The following is a 17,656-nucleotide window of genomic DNA, read 5'->3' as shown; positions in this document are numbered from 1 at the left end:
GATAACTTTAAGCTTTGTGGTATTGCGCACTGTAGTGGTGCACGGCGTCAACAAATACCTTGGCGTGTTCGGGCGGCACATCCGGGTGAATACCGTGACCGAGATTAAATACATGGCCCTCGCCCTGGCCAAAACCAGCCAGAATAGATTGTACTTCCTGCTCAATTCGGTCTGCAGGTGCATACAGCATGGATGGGTCCATATTGCCCTGCAACGCTACTTTATCGCCGATTCGGGCCTTGGCGTCGGCAATATTGATGGTCCAGTCCAGCCCCACTGCATCACAGCCAGTGGCAGCAATGGCTTCCAACCACATGCCACCGTTTTTGGTAAACAGCGTGACGGGCACCCGGCGCCCTTCGTTTTCTCTTGTCAGACCATCGACAATTTTGTGCATATAACGCAGCGAAAACTCTTCATAATCCCTTGGTGACAGGACGCCGCCCCAGGTATCAAACACCATTACCGATTGCGCACCAGCGGCTATCTGCGCATTCAGGTACAGAATGACTGAGTCGGCAAGCTTGTCCAACAGCAGATGCAATGCGGCAGGTTCAGCAAAAGCCATTTTTTTGATCAGGCTGAAGCTCTTGGTGGAACCGCCTTCCACCATATAAGTGGCCAACGTCCAGGGGCTACCGGAGAAGCCTATTAAAGGCACTTTACCCGCTAATCCCTTGCGAATAGTGCGAACCGCATCCATCACATAACCGAGCTCGCCCTCTGGATCGGGAATCGGCAGGGCCTGGATGGCTGCCATATCTCTGAGTGGCCGCTCAAACTTGGGGCCTTCGCCTGTTTCAAAATACAGGCCCAGGCCCATGGCATCGGGAATGGTCAGAATGTCTGAAAATAGAATGGCCGCATCCAGGTCAAAGCGACGGAGTGGCTGCAGAGTCACCTCGCAGGCCAGTTCAGGATTTTTGCACAGCGACATAAAGTCGCCAGCCTGTGCACGGGTGGCCCGATATTCCGGCAGGTAGCGGCCAGCCTGGCGCATCATCCACACAGGCGTGATATCCACGGGCTGCTTTAACAGGGCCCTTAGATACCTGTCATTCTGTAGTGCTTGCATGATGTTCTCCTGGTCGGCTGCGCTAAAAACCGGCGCATTCTACCAGCTATACGAGATGGATACATCAGACAATCCTTGCGTTGAATTTAAAGCCTCAAAAGACCACCACGCTCTAGGTTGAAGCTGTAAATTAAATGTTATTCGTCCTATTTGAGGCATGAAAGCTTGCACTGCTTCGGTATTCTTTGCTATAAAACCGTTGCGCTAGTGAAATCTAAATAAAAGAAGCCCGGTCACGGGACCTCCACGCTAAAATATTTAAGCCTTACCTTTCGGGGTAAGGCTTTTTTATTTTCAATGGGGGAATGCCCGGGTTGACATCTTCTTCAAAAAGATTGGTCAGGCGCATTGATGGTAGTCTGGATTAATTGACCAGCAATGGAAAAGCTGGGTGGTATCAATGGTAGGTTATTAAAGTCAAACCAGTCAGCCGCCAGAATTTCTTTACCATCTACCTGGATCTCACCTTCATCCCATTCGGCCAAAAAGCCGACCATTAGCGAATGGGGGAAGGGCCAGGGCTGGCTGGAAAAATAACGTAGGTTCTTAACTTTTATGCCTACTTCTTCCATTACTTCACGATGTACGGCCTGCTCCAGACTTTCTCCACTTTCCACGAAGCCAGCCAGGGTCGAATACATGCCTCCTTTGTGGTGAGCTCCCTGCGCCAACAAAATTTGTTGCCCTTTTCTGATGGCGACGATAATGCAAGGAGAAATGCGTGGATAACAGCGGTGCTGGCAGCGATGGCAATGCATCGCCAGTTCCCAGTTGACGGCTTCCATCTGGCTGCCGCACTGCCCGCAATATTTGTGGGTACGAAGAAACAATGCGACTTGCCAGGCACGGGCCAGAATATTAAATGCGTCTTGCTGCTCACTCATCAGGGCGGCACGCAGACTAACAAGTTCCAGGTCGTCATGTTCAGGGGTTTCCTGCCCCAAATCCACCATATAGCAGTTGCTTTGGCGATACTCGCCAACCTTAACCACATCGTCGGCATAAGCAGAGATAAAAGATAACTCTGACCAGCTTTGCTTTATCAGACAAGCCTGTCCTTTGCATTGTACCAGCTTGTCTTGCGACAAAATCAACCAGTAGGCTTGTTCATCTATATCGGGACGGTGTTTCATAGGCAATTCAGATAATCGGCTAGGCGGCAGACTTTAACATATGAGGGCTGAAGTACTGAATGCCAAGGAAATTTTCTTAAAATCTATACCTATAAAGGTTGACCAGCTTAGCGATTGATACCGACATTGGTCTGACCGAGAGGTTAAACGCTTTTGCAATTGAGGCATTTTGATATACTGGCATTTACAACTGATTTACCTCATCTGGTATTCAACCGGTGTGAGAGGGTAGCTATGCTGAATAAAGTCGAACAAGCCGAACAAAAATGGGGTGGCGCCCATGACGCCATTGACAATTGGATTGACGCCCGTAAGGCACTGCTGGTGGAATATTGCCGACTGGCAGGTTTGCCACCATTCGATGCGCGTCGACAAGCCTTGCCCAGCAAGGAAAGCGTAGAGACATTTTGCGAAATGTTGATGGATTATGTTTCGGCAGGTCATTTTGAATTTTATGACAAGATTGTCGATGGCAGTCAGGCCAATGGCGCGGGTAAGCAACTGGCTGATGAAGTGTATCCGAAGATTTCTGATACCACCGAGCAGGCACTGAATTTTAACGACTGCTATGCGGACATTGATGAAGACCAGGATATGCAGGGCTTCGATAAACATCTTTCAGAACTGGGTCAGGCAATGGAGGAGCGTTTTGAATTAGAGGACCGCTTAATCCACACCCTGTATCAGGACCATTTATAAAAAAGGCGCCAATCAGGCGCCTTTTATGTTCAGGATGAACGGTATGCCGTGGGTTCATGGATGAACAGGAACGGCGATGTTCAGGATGAACGGTATGCCGTGGGTTCATGGATGAACAGGAACGGCGATGTTCAGGATTAAAGCTAACTCTTCTGACGACGCATAGCGTCAAAGAATTCATTGTTGGTTTTGGTCATGGACAGCTTGTCGATCAGGAATTCCATGGCATCAATTTCTGACATCTCATGAACAATCTTACGCAGGATCCACATTTTCTGCAGCTCATCCTGAGTGGTCAGCAGCTCTTCGCGGCGAGTGCCTGAACGATTGAAGTCGATGGCCGGGAACACACGTTTCTCTGCAATCTTACGGTTCAGGTGCAGCTCCATGTTACCTGTTCCTTTGAACTCTTCATAAATCACTTCGTCCATTTTCGAGCCAGTGTCGATAAGGGCCGTAGCAATAATTGTCAGACTGCCGCCTTCTTCCACATTACGCGCTGCACCGAAGAAGCGCTTGGGCTTGTGCAGGGCATTGGCGTCTACACCACCTGTCAATACCTTGCCAGAGGAAGGAATTACAGTGTTGTAGGCACGGGCCAGACGGGTAATGGAATCCAGCAGAATTACCACGTCTTTCTTGTGCTCGACCAGGCGCTTGGCTTTTTCAATCACCATCTCGGCAACCTGAACGTGGCGGCTGGCCGGTTCATCAAAGGTTGATGCAACCACTTCACCTTGTACCAGGCGTTGCATCTCCGTTACTTCTTCCGGACGTTCGTCAATCAGCAGCACCATCAACACACACTCTGGGTAGTTGGCGGCGATACTTTGGGCAATATTTTGTAGCAACAGTGTCTTACCGGCTTTGGGCGGAGCCACAATCAAACCACGTTGGCCGCGGCCGATAGGTGAGGCTAAATCCAAAACCCTGGCGGTAATGTCCTCAGTACTGCCGTTGCCGCGTTCCATACGTAAACGCTCTTTGGCATGCAGTGGGGTCAGGTTTTCGAATAGGATCTTGTTGCGGGAATTTTCTGGGCGGTCAAAATTGACTTCGCTGATTTTCAGCAGAGCGAAATAACGCTCGCTGTCCTTCGGCGGTCGGATTTTGCCAGAAATGGAATCACCGGTGCGTAAGTTAAAACGTCGAATCTGGCTGGGAGAGACGTAAATGTCATCCGGACCGGCCAGGTAAGAGGAATCAGCTGAGCGCAAAAAGCCGAAGCCATCCTGCAGTATTTCCAACACGCCATCACCGAAAATGTCTTCGCCGCTCTTTGCATGGGCTTTGAGGATAGAAAAGATGATGTCTTGTTTGCGCGCGCGGGCCATGTTTTCCAGGCCCATTTTTTCGGCCAGTTCTACCAGCTCGCTGACGGGTTTATTTTTGAGTTCCGTTAGGTTCATATCGGTGGGTCTTAATGATTGAAAATGCTCTTAATGCAAGTATGTTCAGACTTAAACAGGGTCGTAAACGTCAGATTGCGTCGGTGTGACGCGGGGATTAAGCTCTGCGCTCCATGCGCCACCCGTCAAGCGGGCCGACTGCAGGCGATAAACACTGTTCCAGACAGCCTTTTGTTCGAATCGAATGGGTTCGACGCTGAGAACGAAATCTAACTTAGCACCAAAAATTAACAGCGTCTAGTAATCTTTCGCTGCTAATTTATTCATTCGCGGTAGCTTTTTACAGGATGATTAAAAATGCCCGGCTTGGCCGGGCATTTTTAATCAGATATTTTCTTTCAAAAATTCGCTTAATTGCGTCTTAGAAAGTGCACCGACTTTGGTTGCTGCTACGTTTCCACCTTTAAAAAGCAGCAGAGTGGGGATGCCACGAATACCATATTTTGGTGGAGTCTCGGTATTATGGTCGACATTCAGCTTGGCAACTGTTAACTTGCCTTCGAATTCGTCAGCCACTTCATTTAGAATTGGCGCGATCATTTTGCACGGGCCACACCATTCCGCCCAGAAGTCAACTAGTACAGGACCTTCGGCGTTGATAACATCTGCCTCAAAACTGTCATCAGTCAACTGGATAATTTTGTCGCTCATTCTTTTCTCCAAACTTGGCTGCCTCGGCAGAAAAAGCCGGGCAAGCGATTGTGGCTATTTATATAGAAACTGTTTTTTAATGCAAGCACTGATAAGCTATAAGCTATGCAAACAACTCATCTAACTGAAACACATTTTTCTGACCTGCCGATGCATGCTGATGTTATTAAGGCATTGTCAGCGGCCAACTTTCAACATTGTACACCGATTCAGGCATTAAGCCTGCCTCCATTATTGGAGGGGCGTGATGTGGCGGGCCAGGCACAGACAGGTACGGGTAAAACCATCGCCTTTCTGACCGCGACTTTCCATCATCTACTGACTCACCCCCAACAGGAAAAAGCCCAGCCAAGAGCCATTATTATGGCTCCAACCAGGGAACTGGCGGTGCAGATCCATAAGGATGCGGAGCTGCTCAGTAAGCACACCGGCATCAGCCTGGGTTTGATATATGGGGGTGAAGGTTACCAGAGTCAACGTGAAAGCCTGGAAAAAGGGGTGGATATCATTATTGGTACCACCGGGCGAATCATTGATTATTACAAACAAGGCATTTTCAGTCTGGCGCATATTCAGGTGGCCGTGCTGGATGAAGCCGACCGTATGTTTGACCTTGGTTTTATCAAGGACATTCGCTATCTGTTCCGACGTATGCCGGCGCCGTCTGAGCGCTTGAGCATGTTGTTTTCTGCCACGCTGTCCATGCGCGTGCAGGAACTGGCATATGAACATATGAACAGTCCTGTGCATGTGCAGGTAGAGCCGGAACAAATGACTGCCAGTCGGGTGAGGGAGGAGCTGTTTTATCCTTCCAACGATGACAAGATGCTGTTGTTGTTAACTCTGCTGGAAGAAGAATGGCCCGAAAAAGCCATTGTATTCGCCAATACCAAGCACAGCTGTGAAAACATCTTTGATTGGCTGCAGGCCGACGGCCACCGTGTGGGACTGCTTAGCGGCGATGTTCCGCAACATAAACGTCTGCGTATTCTGGACGGATTCAGCAAGGGCCAATTGGACGTATTAGTCGCTACAGATGTGGCGGCCCGGGGCCTGCACATTGAAAAGGTCACGCATGTGTTCAATTACGATCTGCCCGACGATGCCGAAGACTATGTGCACCGAATTGGTCGTACCGGCCGGGCGGGTAAGAGTGGCCATGCCATCAGTTTTGCCTGTGAAAAATATGCGTTGAATCTGCCCGCTATTGAGGAATATATTCGTCATACTATTGTGGTGACTGACTATGACCACAGCGCGTTACTGGACGACGTTAAAGCCCCGCGCCAGCAATACAGAAAACGTATGCAAAGTGGTAAGAATCTCAGTAAAGGTAAGCCCAGGAGCAGAAGTCCAAGAAACCGATGAGCAGAGAGTCCATGCTGGCCATGCCCGAGCCGCAGCAATATTATGCTGCGGTGGATCTGGGTTCTAACAGCTTCCATCTGGTGGTCGTCCGGGTGGTGCATGGTTGCATCCATATCGTCGGTAAAGTGAAGCAGAAAGTTCGCCTTGCCGCTGGGTTGGATCCGCAAATGCAGCTCGATGAACTGAGCATGGAGCGAGGCTGGCGCTGCCTGGAAACCTTTGCTGAACGCCTTCAGGATATTCCCGCCGCCAACATTCGGGTGGTTGCTACTGCCACGCTGCGTTTGGCTCGTAACGCCGCAAAGTTCCTGCACAAAGCCGAACAAATTCTCGGCCACCCCATCGATGTGATTAGTGGTGAAGAAGAAGCCCGGCAAATTTATCTTGGCGTTGCTTACACTTCGGCTAATCAGGGCAACAGCCTGGTGATTGATATTGGTGGCGCCAGTACCGAGATTATTCTGGGCAAAGACTTTACACCGAAGAAACTGGTGAGTCTGGACATGGGCTGCGTGACCTTTATGGAACGTTACTTTGCCAATGGTCAGTTAACCCAGGCCAACTTTGATTTAGCCCAGCAGGCCGCCAGAGACTTGCTTTGCGGGGTTGCCGGGGATTTCACCTGCCATCAATGGCGTCAGTGTCTGGGCGCGTCGGGTACACCGCAAGCCATCACCGAAATTCTGGTTGCACAGGGTATCAATGACACTATACGTTTAAGTTATCTCAAGGACCTGATGCAGCAATGTGTTGCCTGCGGTAGTCTGGGTGACTTGCATATTCATGGCCTGTCCGAGGCCAGAAAACCGGTATTTGCCAGTGGGCTGAGTATCCTCACTGTGCTTTTCGAGCTGTTAGGTATTGAACAGATGCAAATATCGGGCGGGGCACTGCGGGAAGGTCTGCTCTACGGCATGCTGGAAAACATTCACCACCATGATGTTCGTCAGCGCACGCTGGACTCGCTGACCCAACGTTTCCAGATAGAAGAAGCGCAGGCACACAGGGTGGCGGAAACGGCCTTATCCCTGTACCGACAATTGCCGCAGGACGCAATAGCCTGTCAGCTGGATGCCGAAGGTATACTGCTGGCGGCAGCCAGGCTTCACGAGATAGGTCTGCACATTGATTTCAAACACAGTCACTGCCACGGTAAGTACATCCTGTCGCATTTAAGTATGTCTGGCTTTACCAAGATTCAGCAGGAGTGCATTAGCGAACTGGTTGGCAGCCATCGTCAGGATATTAATCCTCAGAGCTTCGCTCAGTTCCAGCAGGAAGTGGCACAGCTTCTTAAGCTTCTGTGCCGTGTGCTGCGTATTGCACATGTGCTGTCTATTCGCAGAAAAGATAACTTGTTACCGCAGATAAAAACCAGTCTGGCTACTGACATCCTGACACTGACATTTCCGGCAAATTGGCTGAAATCACATCCTTTACTGGATGCAGAGCTTGCCAATGAGAAATGGTTGCAGCATCGGGCCGGTTGGGAACTGCAAATTCACTAACCGACCCGGTGGTCTGCAGTTACTGACGTTGCTGCATATAGTCCAGCGTCAGGTTAGTGAGCAATTCCACACCCAGTTTCATGCCGGCTTCGTCAATTCTGAATTCAGGTGTGTGATGGGCAGGAGCCTGGTGCTTGGGTAAATCCACCGACTTTCCACCAACAAACAGATACAGTCCGGGGACTTCTTTTTGGAAAAATGAGAAGTCCTCGGCCCCGGTCACGGCTTTCACTTCCTGAACTTTTCCCTGACCAGCAGTACGATGCAGAGTTGGCAGCATTTTGTCCATCAGCGTTGGGTCGTTGTACGTTACTGGATAACTGTCGCCATAAGGTAAAATGACTTCTGCTTCGGCCCGCATGCTATCGGCAATGCCTTTGGCCTTGCGGTGCACCGCGGCATGCAAGTCCTCACGCATAGCATCATCCAGAGTACGGATGGTCCCAACCAGCTCGACCTGATTGGGGATGATATTGGAACGGTTACCACCGTGAATAGAACCCACGGTGATCACTGCCGCATCCTGGGTAAGAGGTAGCTCGCGACTGACGATAGTCTGCAGCCCCATCACGATCTGTGCGCTGGTCACCACAGGGTCAACGCTTAACCAAGGATATGCCCCATGCGCCTGTTTGCCCTTGACCACGATTTTATAAGGATCCACAGCGGCCATGATGCCGCCGTGGCGATATTCTACCGTGCCTACATCAGTGTCAGAGCTTATATGCAGGCCGAATACGACATCCACACCTTTCATTACTCCTTCTGCCACCATGAGTTCTGCACCGCCTTTTTCTCCGACAGGTGCGCCTTCTTCAGCGGGCTGGAACACAAACTTTACTTTGCCGCTGAGCTGCGACTTCATGTCGGTGAGGATTTTAGCTGCGCCCATTAACATGGCCATATGAGTGTCATGACCACAGGCATGCATTACCGGAACTTTTTCACCGTTATATTCGCCTATTGCTTGTGAGCGAAACGGAAGCTCGTTTTGTTCTTTTACCGGTAAACCGTCCATATCGGCCCGCAATGCCACCACTGGCCCAGGCTTCCCCGAATCCAGAATGGCCACCACGCCGGTATGAGCTACGCCGCTTTGTACCTGCAGACCCAGTCCCTTAAGGTAGTTTTCGATATACTTGGCCGTTTCAAACTCACGGTTAGACAGCTCTGGATGCTGATGAAAGTGACGGCGCCATTCGATAACCTGAGGCTCCAGTTGTGTGGCTTGTTGACTGACCTGGTCGGCAACTGCGGCGCTGCTAAGACAAATCAGGGCAATTGCGGATAAGGCGGTTTTCATTATTGTTCTCCTGTTGTTATAGCCCATCACTTTAGAGTCTGGCTCATATGGCGGTCAATGCGCTCTAATCAATCTTTTTGCGCAAAATGCTTATGTTGTCTTGAATCTGTCACTTTTGTCCCTAACCATTAAGACTATGGAAGAGAAAAACCAAGGATTAGCATTGCAAAGTAACACTGAGGTCGGCCCTGCTTTTGCCTTGGTGGCTGAAGGTGGGGGGCAGAAAGGTATCTTTACAGCTGGTGTACTGGATGCATTTTTAGAACAACAATTCTGGCCTTTTGATCTTAAAATTGGCGTCTCTGCCGGCGCGCAGAATCTGGCCGCATTCAGTGCCAGGGCTAGGCAATATGCCAGTCAGGCCATACAGCACTTGACCACTAAGCAGGATTTTTTTCGACCGGCCAAGTTTTTTATGGGCGGCAATGTTATTGATCTTGACTGGTATTTTCGTCAGGTGCAGGAACAGGGCGAGATGCGTTTTCCAACCGATGTGAGTCATCTGAATGGGGAATCGGGTTTCTATGCTGTTGCCACCGATGCTGCCGACTTTCAGCCGGTCTATCTGCCAACCAATAACAGTAATCTTTTTCATCATCTGAAAGCCTCCAGTGCCATTCCATTTCTGTATCGGCCCGGTGTTTGGCTGGAAGGAAGGCAATTGGTAGATGGCGGAGTGGCAGACCCGCTGCCGGTACGCTGGGCTCATGCTCAGGGAGCCAAACGTATTGTGGTGATTCGCACGGTAGCGGCCGACTACTCAGGGCAGGTACCTTTACTGGAAAGGCTCAAACCCTTGCTGAAGAAGGTGCGTCATTCGCCGAGAATGATGGAAATGTATTTACATTATCAGCGTCAGTATGCTGATGCGTTAGCTTTTATCAATCAGCCACCGGATGGCGTGCAGGTATGGCAAATAGCGCCACCGCAAGAGTTGCGTAGTTTAGTGCTGGGTTCTCCGCCGCAGGCCCTTAAACTGGATTATCTGATTGGCCGAAGAGAGGGACAGCGCTTTTTGCGTCAATGGAATAAAGATGAGCGAAGAATGGCGTGATTGGGTTAACACGCCCTATTCAAATCGCATCTGTACATCAGGGACAGTGGAATGCAATACATAAGGCGCCCAGTAATAAGGGCTACGATATCTGGGATGGCGACGAAGGTGACTGCGGGCATCTTTTAATGCTTCGGGCAGTGAGCCCTGCGTAAGCAGGCTCTGATAAAATGCCTGCATAAACAAGGCGGACGCCTTGTCTGCCACCGGCCACAGGGTTGAAACAACGTGTTTGGTGCCCTGAGCCATAAAGCCATGTACCAGTCCAACCATACCTTCCCCAGTTTGGGCTTTACCCATTGCCGTATCACAGCCATTGATGACTACCAATTCATTACTAAACGGATAGCTGAATAATTCAGGTAGCGTAACAAAACCTTCAATTGGTATTCCTGACTGATCCAATGCTGCTAACTGAAAGCCCATATTGTCGGGATTGACGGGATTGAAATAGCCATGGGTGGCAATATGCAGAACTCTTGCGTTGCGTACCTGGGCACTAAAAAGGTTACGACGGTTTGCTTCGGCACCCACATATAAGGTTGCCTTCTGATTGGTGAAAAGCCGGGCAATATCCCGGGCTTCTGTTGCAGTGTAGTGCAACGGGCTGACTCTCTCACTCCAGTTCCGAAACACGGCTTGTTCTGGCGCTGCAGTGCTTGCTGAGGAGAACAGCGGATCGGCGAAGAATGCCATTTCGCCGTTGTCATGTCGCACGGGTCTGGCCTGCAGAATCGTATTGGCAGAAGGAATTCGTGTTAAGGCGAATCGCTCTCCCAGTCTGGTCCCATTCTTTAGCGGCAGTGCAGCAAAAGGTAAGATATGCAAATTAGCATGTGGCACCAGCATCAGCTCAGTAATGTCTTGTTGGTCTGCCAACTCGTCAGGTATCAGCGACGCTAATGCGGTCATCGCACTACTGTGTATTTGCTTAAATTCCACCATTTGGCTGCGGGCCTGGGCAATCAGGGTATTTAGTTGATGCTCAGACAATGCCTGCTGCTGCATGTGCAGGCTGGTCTTGGTGAGGGTGAGTATGACTAAGCGTTGAGGCAATACCAGGTAATACAATATTGCCTGGCGGGGGGAAAGTTTAGCCTGGACTTGCGTCATATCCAGCAACTCGGGAGGTTGTTGAGGTGATTCTCCCAAAACTTGCCCACTATGCAGGGTTTCCAATAAGTAGAAGTCCAGTGGCATGGCCTGGCTGTTTTGAGCAGCACTGTATCCGGCAAGTTCGCTGGCCTGATTCATATCAGCGTTGCTACTTGGGTAACCTGTCGGCGTTTTTTGCAAGTGCTGACGTAAGCTGACGGCTTTAAATCGCTCAATTAAGTTGAACAGTGCAGGAGCTTTTTCATCGGCTGTTTTGTGCTGCTTAAGTAATAACTGCGCCTGCAGGTTATAGATGCTGTTGGTCTTATGACTCCAGGCCGGGCCGTATCGTTGCGCTTCCAGATGTTGATGTAATTGTTCAACCCCGTTTATGGCCATATTCCCTGCTGCAATGGCTGCCTCTGAATGCCCCTGTTCGGCCAGAATCTGGCTGGATAAGTGCTGCACCTCTATTTCCAGCGTCGCATCCCGGCTGATGGCGGCATCGTGTTGTGCTTGTGCGAGAGTCTCAGTGGCGGATTGCCAATCATTGTTTGCCGCTTGCTGCTTGGCCACTGCCATTTTGAGCCTGGTCGACAGGTCGGCATTGCTTAGCTTGTTCGCCAGTGCCTGTATCTGATGTAATTGCTTGACAGCATCCGTGGTGATCAGCCCTAACCTTGCTGTCGCTTCGAGATTGGCATCACTTAGCGCCAATGCCATGGTCAGGCAATCTTGATAAGCATTGGTAGCATCATCCGGCATATTCTGCGCTTCGTGCAATTGCCCGATTCTGCAATGCAGTAATGCCGCTTCAACAGGTTCTGCTTTGTCGATGATGGACAACGCCGCATATAAAAATTGCCGCGCTTTTAAATAATCTCCCAGGTACAAACTAACCGTGCCCAGGTTTCTTAACAGCAGCGCTTTAAGTTCTGGTTCATCCCTATGCTCAATTCTGGACAAGGCCCGGGTATAGTAAACTAGGGCGCTACGCAGACCGCGATGACGTTCGTGGATTGAGCCGATGTTATTCTCGATATTGGCCAGGTTGCGGTAAAAGCCTGCCTGACGGGCATAATCCGCCGCCTGCAATTCGAACTGTAACGCCTTAGCCATGGCCTTGTTTCTGTCTGACTGGGGCTTTCCCACGGATTTTTGCAGTTCAGCAAAGCTCAGATTACTGTGTACATAAGACAGAATTTTGAAGTCGTCTGGAGCCAGTTGTTGTGCGTTGCTAAGATATGATTGACCCTCAGTAAGCTGGCCTGCTAGCAGAGCTATTAAGCCTTTCAGAGTGAATAGTTCTGCTTTTTCGTTGCGCCTTTGTAACTTATCGGCTGCGGCAATGGCTTTATCTGTCCATTGTCCTGCTTGTATGAGATCCCCTTTGGCCAGCGCTATGCGAGCTCTAAGTTCAGCCATTTTATGCAGTAATTCAGGGAGTTCCACTAAGGGAGCGTGTTGTAGCCTGGCGGTTGCTTTGTCCAATTGATGACGGTGTGCATAGGCAAGAAGCAATAGGTGATCAGCTGAATTTGCAAGTACCGGCGCATCCTGGTGCATCGCCGCAACGCGCTCATACAGTGCTAAAGCTTGTATTCTGGCGGCGGTGTGCTCTTCGGCCCAAAGCTGTCCTGCCTGCGATAACAGTTTGCCAGCCAGATCATTGCCTGGTGGCAGTATGACCTGACTGAAGCGCCAGTCACCTTTGCCACTATGCGCAAAACTGGCATAGATGCAGGCTTGAATTGCGGGGCTGGCGGGGGGAAGAAAAAAATACTCAGTGCTGCTGCGGCCACCGGGTTGATCCAGGGTCAGGTCTTGCGCCTGAGTCTGGATATGCAGGGTGATATCCAGGTCCAATTGCTGCCACTGCAAAAGTGTTGGCTGTTGTGAGTGACTGCTAATGTGCTGCTGAGACAATAACGGGCGATGGCCTAAATAGTCCGGACAACCTTGCGCATCTAATGTCAGTGATACAAGCAGCAGAGCGAACAAGCCGCCCTGCCACCATCCATTTTTCAGGGGGTGCACTTCCAATTGCCGAGTTCGCCATCGGACCATAACAAGTAATGATTCATTTTATCCGCGGTAGCATTCCATTCTACAACCTCTGTCATGGAGAGTCCCGGTTGGATTTCAATCGGCGTTGATACCAGTCGCTCGCCGATTAAGAAAAAGCTGGCGGTGGACAGGGCGCTATTGATAGAAGGGTCACTGGACTCCATCTGAATCACCCAGCGGCCAAAACGCTTGACTTTATTCAGGGTAATTTGCGTACCCGCGGCAGGGTAATAAGGTTCTTTGGCGGGGTCTGTGGTGTCAGGAAGATCACCCAGGGCGTGAAACTGGCCACAAAACATGTTGAGCTTTTGTTCGAGGGACATAGTTTTCTCCTTTTGAAAGGCCTTATTGTCTGAGTAGGTCGGCAATCTTATAAACGGCTTTATCCAGAAATTGCCCGCTACGGGTCAACCAAGTGAATGTTTCTCTTTCCGTTTCCAGTAAAACGGAGGGATGGCTTTGCAGGCAAAGGGATAACAACACTTCAGCGATGATTAAACTGCCTAACGGTCCCATGCGTACCCCCTGACCAACACTGTCGGCCTCTGCCAGCAGGTAATACCAAAGCGGGGTTTTGTGTGTCAGGCCGTGAGCCGGAAATGTTCTGGCCACCGCATCCATTATCCCCAGCTTCTGACCATTTTCATCACGCAGTATGGCGGGGTTTAACTCCAGGTCGGTTAGTTCGCGAAGGCCGATACGTTCGGCCAGTTGTGCATGCTGTTTGAACAGATGCCGTACCAATGACTGGCCATCCGGCAACCCTAATTCATTACCTCTGAGCAAATTGAGTACGGCCAGGTTAACGTGCAGGTCCTGGGTTTCTGACAGACGCACATCGACAGACGGATCTATGGCCAGAGCAAAATTGAAAAACCGCGGTAAAGTTTGATCTGCGGGTGGGAAGAACAAGTCCCAGTCAATCAAGTAGCTTGCAGGAAGGTAGGGACTGCCCAGCATGCCGCCCTTGCCGGTCATCTGAAACATTTCTTGTAATGTTGCTGCTTTGCCAGAGTTTAATGTGTAGCGGAATCTGACCATGGAGTGGCCAAACCTATAAGCCGCAGCAGAGAACTCTAAAGGGATACGGGGTTCTTCTGCAGCAATGGGATTAAGTAGCCCGGGTTGTTTGTCCAGCAGCAGATGGTGCAGCACCCTGGCATCCATCAAGGTCGGCATAAAATCATAAATGACGGCCTCCTGATAACATCGCACCATGGACTGCCTGGCGTTGTCGTACCAATGCCTGGGTGTGCTGCGAGGCTCCAGTTGACGGTAATGCTGAACAAAGCGGTTATGTAACTTAATAAACTTAAGGTGCATCTGTGCGACAATCAGATTCTCATCATTGCGGTCGTCGCCAATCAGAGGGCGTTTGTCCGCGCTGACTCTGGGTAGATCTGCACCAGCCAGCAGTCGGCCATCGTCTGCTATGGCATGGCCCAGCAATAGCTCTCCGGTATCCTTATTCAAGGGGATTGTGGGGTCTGCAAAACCCAGTCCATATATTGAATCCAGGTCCATTGCCGGGGTGCGCACCTGAATCAGTTGATCAATCGGGAGTTGCGCATCACCCGCAGGTTCGCTGCCACGTTTGAGCCGGGTAATATCATGGTCGACAAACTGGCCGAAGTAGACATAGCCAGCCGCTACTTTTTGCTGTCGTCCTGAAGGCGAAGCCTGTTTCATGGCTTCACCTAATGCAATAAGCACTGCCTTCTGATAGCGGGTAGCAGGCAAGTTAAATAGTGAATAAAACTGGCCGTTGAGTGGTTGTCCATGGGAAAGAGCCAAGATTGTCTCCTTTAAATTTCTGCCAACCCCCAACGCGCGCTAAATTTGCATTTCGCAGCAGAGCTTATTCCACTCTGGACAGGATAAGGTCAAACACCTGTGGTTGCTGATGCGCATCGGGCGTTAACAGTAGCTTATATTCACCGGCCTTCAGTCTTGATACGGGAACAGATAACGTCAGTTCACCGCTATCAGGTTGGGGGGCCAGATGTTCAAATTGGGCAACGGTGCTTTGGGTCGCCATTGCCTTTAACTCGACCTGATAAGCACTATCTGGGCTAACCGGCTGAACAGACAATACCAGCAGGCTCTGACCTGCATGTATTTGTATATGGTTGGCTGCCGTGCTCTGACTGCGGGTTTGCTCCAGGTAAAAAATATTAACATCGGCAAATTGAGTTGGCGTCATGGCATGCCAGCTCAGAACACCAACCAGCAAACAGCAGGCCAGGGTAACAAGACTGGCCCTGATTGGTGTAGAAAACAACTTACCCAGGCTTATGAAAGGCTTAGCACGCCGTCCTTGAGCAGGCAGTGCCTGAATCATCATTTGATCCAACGCCAGTTGTTCCACCACATCGGGTTTATCCAATAGCCAGATTTCAAATGCCTGGCTTTCCTGCTCTGATAGCTCGCCTCTTAAATAACGCAAGGCCGTTTCTTGCTGCACTTGCAAGGATTCCATGTCCATTATGCTGTCCTTCCATTGTCTGATGAGTCTGTAATATCCTCCGAAACATCCATGCCAGTTTTGAAGCGGCTTGCAGAGGTGTCAGTCAAAAGGTGTTGGCTGACGGCATTTCCTCCCACTTTGTTTGAAAATAAATCGGGTAGCTGGGCAAGGTGTGGTGTGTTGATGGCCAACGCCAATATCAACAGGCCGGGAATTTCCCCACTGGGTACCTTGTTATCCGGGTCCTGCAATTTATGCAGTATGACTTGCTTTAGTCTTTGTCTGGCCCGCGACAGGATACGATCAAAATGATCGGCTTCTAATGATAGGCGGGCACAGATGTCCGCCTTACTTTGCTGATGTAAAAAGTAGCTGCGTAAAATATCCCGATCACGTTCAGTCGGCAGACTGTCCATCATTGCAGATACCCAGCCAACAACTTTATCGGCATAAACCTGTTGATACACCTCCATGCCAGGGTCAGGCACGGTGAATAGCCAGTCGGCCGAATCTGTTGCGCGGCGCTTCTCTTTACGAAAATATCCGCTAAGCAGATTGCGCCCAACCTGATGGATAAAGGCTGCCAGGCCAAGGGGATTGTCTATCTCTGCGCGCCTGGCTTTTTCCAGCACAATAACAAAGGTGTCCTGACAAATATCCGCCACCAGTTCAGGATCCTGAGTCTGGCGATGCAATATAAATTGCAACCCCCGCCAGAATCTATGCACCAGTTCTTGTTCAGCCGCTCTGTCGCCGTCGGCAATACGTTCCAGCAAACTGGCAAAATCACAAGGGTCTGAGGTGTTATACGACCCTGACGGCGGACTCATAATATACCTCTGTCAGCTAAGCTGAGCGCTCAGGCACTCAGACGACCAGTCACCAAATCCAGCAGGGCCTGCGCTCGTACTTTCATACATACTTTCTGTTGTGGCAGATTATCCCAGCCCGGGTAGGGGAATTTCCTGTCATCTGGTGCAAACGTGGTTTGACCTATTGCCAGACCGTCCGTCACTACACGAATTCGTCCTTGTTCCACTTCGAACAGCGAAGGATCAAGAATATAAGCGATGGTGGATGGGTCATGTACCATACAACCTGCAATACCCAGCGTTTGCTGATAGAAGTCAATGTAGAAGTCGCATGCCTGACGCAGGAATTCTCCCTGCTTGGGATTGAGCTGAGCGATTTTTTGCATATCGTCATGTTTAAGCAGTACCTGGCTGGTGACATCCAGACCAATCATGACCACTGGCCAATTTGCAGTGAAAACCTTATCTGCCGCATGGGGGTCGCCCATAATATTGGCTTCGGCAACGGGGGATACGTTGCCACAATGGCGGGCTGCACCGCCCATTAGCACCACCTCTTTGACAAGGGCGGCCACATCCGGTGCTTTTTCCAGAACACGGGCGATATTAGTCAGGGGACCGAGCGGCACCAATGTCACTTCACCCGGATACTTACGTACCTGCTCAATGATAAAGTCGACGGCATGTTGGGTCTGTGCTTGTTTATCTGATTCAGGCCAGTTGATATTGCCAAATCCATCATCACCATGCACAAAGTCAGCATAAGGGGCAGGAGTTCGGGTGACTGGCACGGCTTCGCCTTTGTAAACCGGTATGTCATAGCTGGCAAACTCTGACAGTATCAGTGCGTTGGTGGTGGCCTGCTCTACTGAGACATTGCCGAATACCGTGGTCAGACCCAATACATTTAATTCTGGAGAGTTGGCCGCCATCACGATAGCCAGGGCGTCATCTACCCCAGGATCCGTGTCGATGATAATTTTTCTGCTCATTGTCATTCCTTACTTTTAAATCT

General features: G+C 50.3%; 15 protein-coding genes. 4 read left to right on the top strand and 11 right to left on the bottom strand.

Features of this window, described 5'->3' with window-relative positions:
• Positions 1-7: 7 nt before the first annotated feature.
• Complete coding sequence (gene hemE, locus CSR04_RS01900) at positions 8-1,075, bottom strand: uroporphyrinogen decarboxylase (RefSeq protein WP_102794533.1); 1,068 nt, start codon at positions 1,073-1,075, stop codon at positions 8-10.
• Positions 1,076-1,401: 326 nt separating this feature from the next.
• The gene (gene nudC / locus CSR04_RS01895) at positions 1,402-2,208 is read right to left on the bottom strand and encodes an NAD(+) diphosphatase (protein ID WP_102794532.1); all 807 of its coding nucleotides are present in this window, start codon (positions 2,206-2,208) and stop codon (positions 1,402-1,404) included.
• 234 nt (positions 2,209-2,442) lie between these two features.
• Here nudC and rsd point away from each other — a divergent pair, with 234 nt between their 5' ends.
• Complete coding sequence (rsd, locus tag CSR04_RS01890) at positions 2,443-2,907, top strand: sigma D regulator (RefSeq protein ID WP_102794531.1); 465 nt, start codon at positions 2,443-2,445, stop codon at positions 2,905-2,907.
• Between the two features lie 143 nt (positions 2,908-3,050).
• Here the strand turns inward: rsd and rho are convergent, their stop codons facing one another.
• Entirely contained in the window at positions 3,051-4,316 is a 1,266-nt protein-coding gene (rho, locus tag CSR04_RS01885; protein ID WP_102794530.1) for a transcription termination factor Rho, read from the bottom strand.
• Positions 4,317-4,640: 324 nt separating this feature from the next.
• Entirely contained in the window at positions 4,641-4,967 is a 327-nt protein-coding gene (trxA, locus tag CSR04_RS01880) for a thioredoxin TrxA (protein ID WP_102794529.1), read from the bottom strand.
• 105 nt (positions 4,968-5,072) lie between these two features.
• On the opposite strand from trxA, the gene rhlB reads away from it, so the two are divergent.
• Positions 5,073-6,335: an ATP-dependent RNA helicase RhlB gene (gene rhlB, locus CSR04_RS01875; protein WP_102794528.1), complete on the top strand. Its 1,263-nt coding sequence runs from the start codon at positions 5,073-5,075 to the stop codon at positions 6,333-6,335.
• The gene (locus CSR04_RS01870) at positions 6,332-7,843 is read left to right on the top strand and encodes a Ppx/GppA phosphatase family protein (protein WP_102794527.1); all 1,512 of its coding nucleotides are present in this window, start codon (positions 6,332-6,334) and stop codon (positions 7,841-7,843) included. Before rhlB ends, CSR04_RS01870 begins: the two co-directional genes overlap by 4 nt.
• Before the next feature lie 19 nt (positions 7,844-7,862).
• Here CSR04_RS01870 and CSR04_RS01865 read toward each other — a convergent pair whose 3' ends face one another.
• Entirely contained in the window at positions 7,863-9,146 is a 1,284-nt protein-coding gene (locus CSR04_RS01865; protein ID WP_102794526.1) for an amidohydrolase, read from the bottom strand.
• 163 nt (positions 9,147-9,309) lie between these two features.
• Here CSR04_RS01865 and CSR04_RS01860 point away from each other — a divergent pair, with 163 nt between their 5' ends.
• Positions 9,310-10,200 carry a patatin-like phospholipase family protein gene (locus CSR04_RS01860; RefSeq protein ID WP_245921284.1) on the top strand — a complete coding sequence of 297 codons (891 nt, stop codon included), beginning with the start codon at positions 9,310-9,312 and terminating at the stop codon, positions 10,198-10,200.
• Positions 10,201-10,215: 15 nt separating this feature from the next.
• On the opposite strand, the gene CSR04_RS01855 is transcribed toward CSR04_RS01860, so the two are convergent.
• From CSR04_RS01855 to CSR04_RS01830, 6 genes are all read right to left on the bottom strand, one after another.
• Positions 10,216-13,332 (bottom strand): CHAT domain-containing tetratricopeptide repeat protein, encoded by a 3,117-nt coding sequence (locus tag CSR04_RS01855; RefSeq protein ID WP_172449202.1) that lies wholly within the window; start codon positions 13,330-13,332, stop codon positions 10,216-10,218.
• Positions 13,320-13,685 carry a hypothetical protein gene (locus tag CSR04_RS01850; protein ID WP_102794523.1) on the bottom strand — a complete coding sequence of 122 codons (366 nt, stop codon included), beginning with the start codon at positions 13,683-13,685 and terminating at the stop codon, positions 13,320-13,322. The genes CSR04_RS01855 and CSR04_RS01850 overlap by 13 nt, the downstream gene beginning before the upstream one ends.
• Before the next feature lie 22 nt (positions 13,686-13,707).
• Complete coding sequence (locus CSR04_RS01845) at positions 13,708-15,156, bottom strand: peroxidase family protein (protein WP_102794522.1); 1,449 nt, start codon at positions 15,154-15,156, stop codon at positions 13,708-13,710.
• 64 nt (positions 15,157-15,220) lie between these two features.
• A complete protein-coding gene (locus CSR04_RS01840) occupies positions 15,221-15,847 on the bottom strand; it encodes a hypothetical protein (RefSeq protein WP_102794521.1) in 627 nt (208 codons plus the stop codon).
• Positions 15,847-16,659, bottom strand: coding sequence for an RNA polymerase sigma factor (locus CSR04_RS01835; RefSeq protein WP_102794520.1), 813 nt, complete (start codon positions 16,657-16,659; stop codon positions 15,847-15,849). Before CSR04_RS01835 ends, CSR04_RS01840 begins: the two co-directional genes overlap by 1 nt.
• Positions 16,660-16,688: 29 nt before the next feature.
• Positions 16,689-17,633: a nucleoside hydrolase gene (locus CSR04_RS01830; protein WP_102794519.1), complete on the bottom strand. Its 945-nt coding sequence runs from the start codon at positions 17,631-17,633 to the stop codon at positions 16,689-16,691.
• Positions 17,634-17,656 lie beyond the last annotated feature (23 nt).

Origin of the sequence: Bowmanella denitrificans (assembly GCF_002887595.1) — a bacterium.
GTDB classification, from domain to species: Bacteria; Pseudomonadota; Gammaproteobacteria; order Enterobacterales; family Alteromonadaceae; genus Bowmanella; species Bowmanella denitrificans.
Note: the sequence above shows the minus strand (reverse complement) of the source record. Positions and strands in the feature narration are given on the sequence as shown.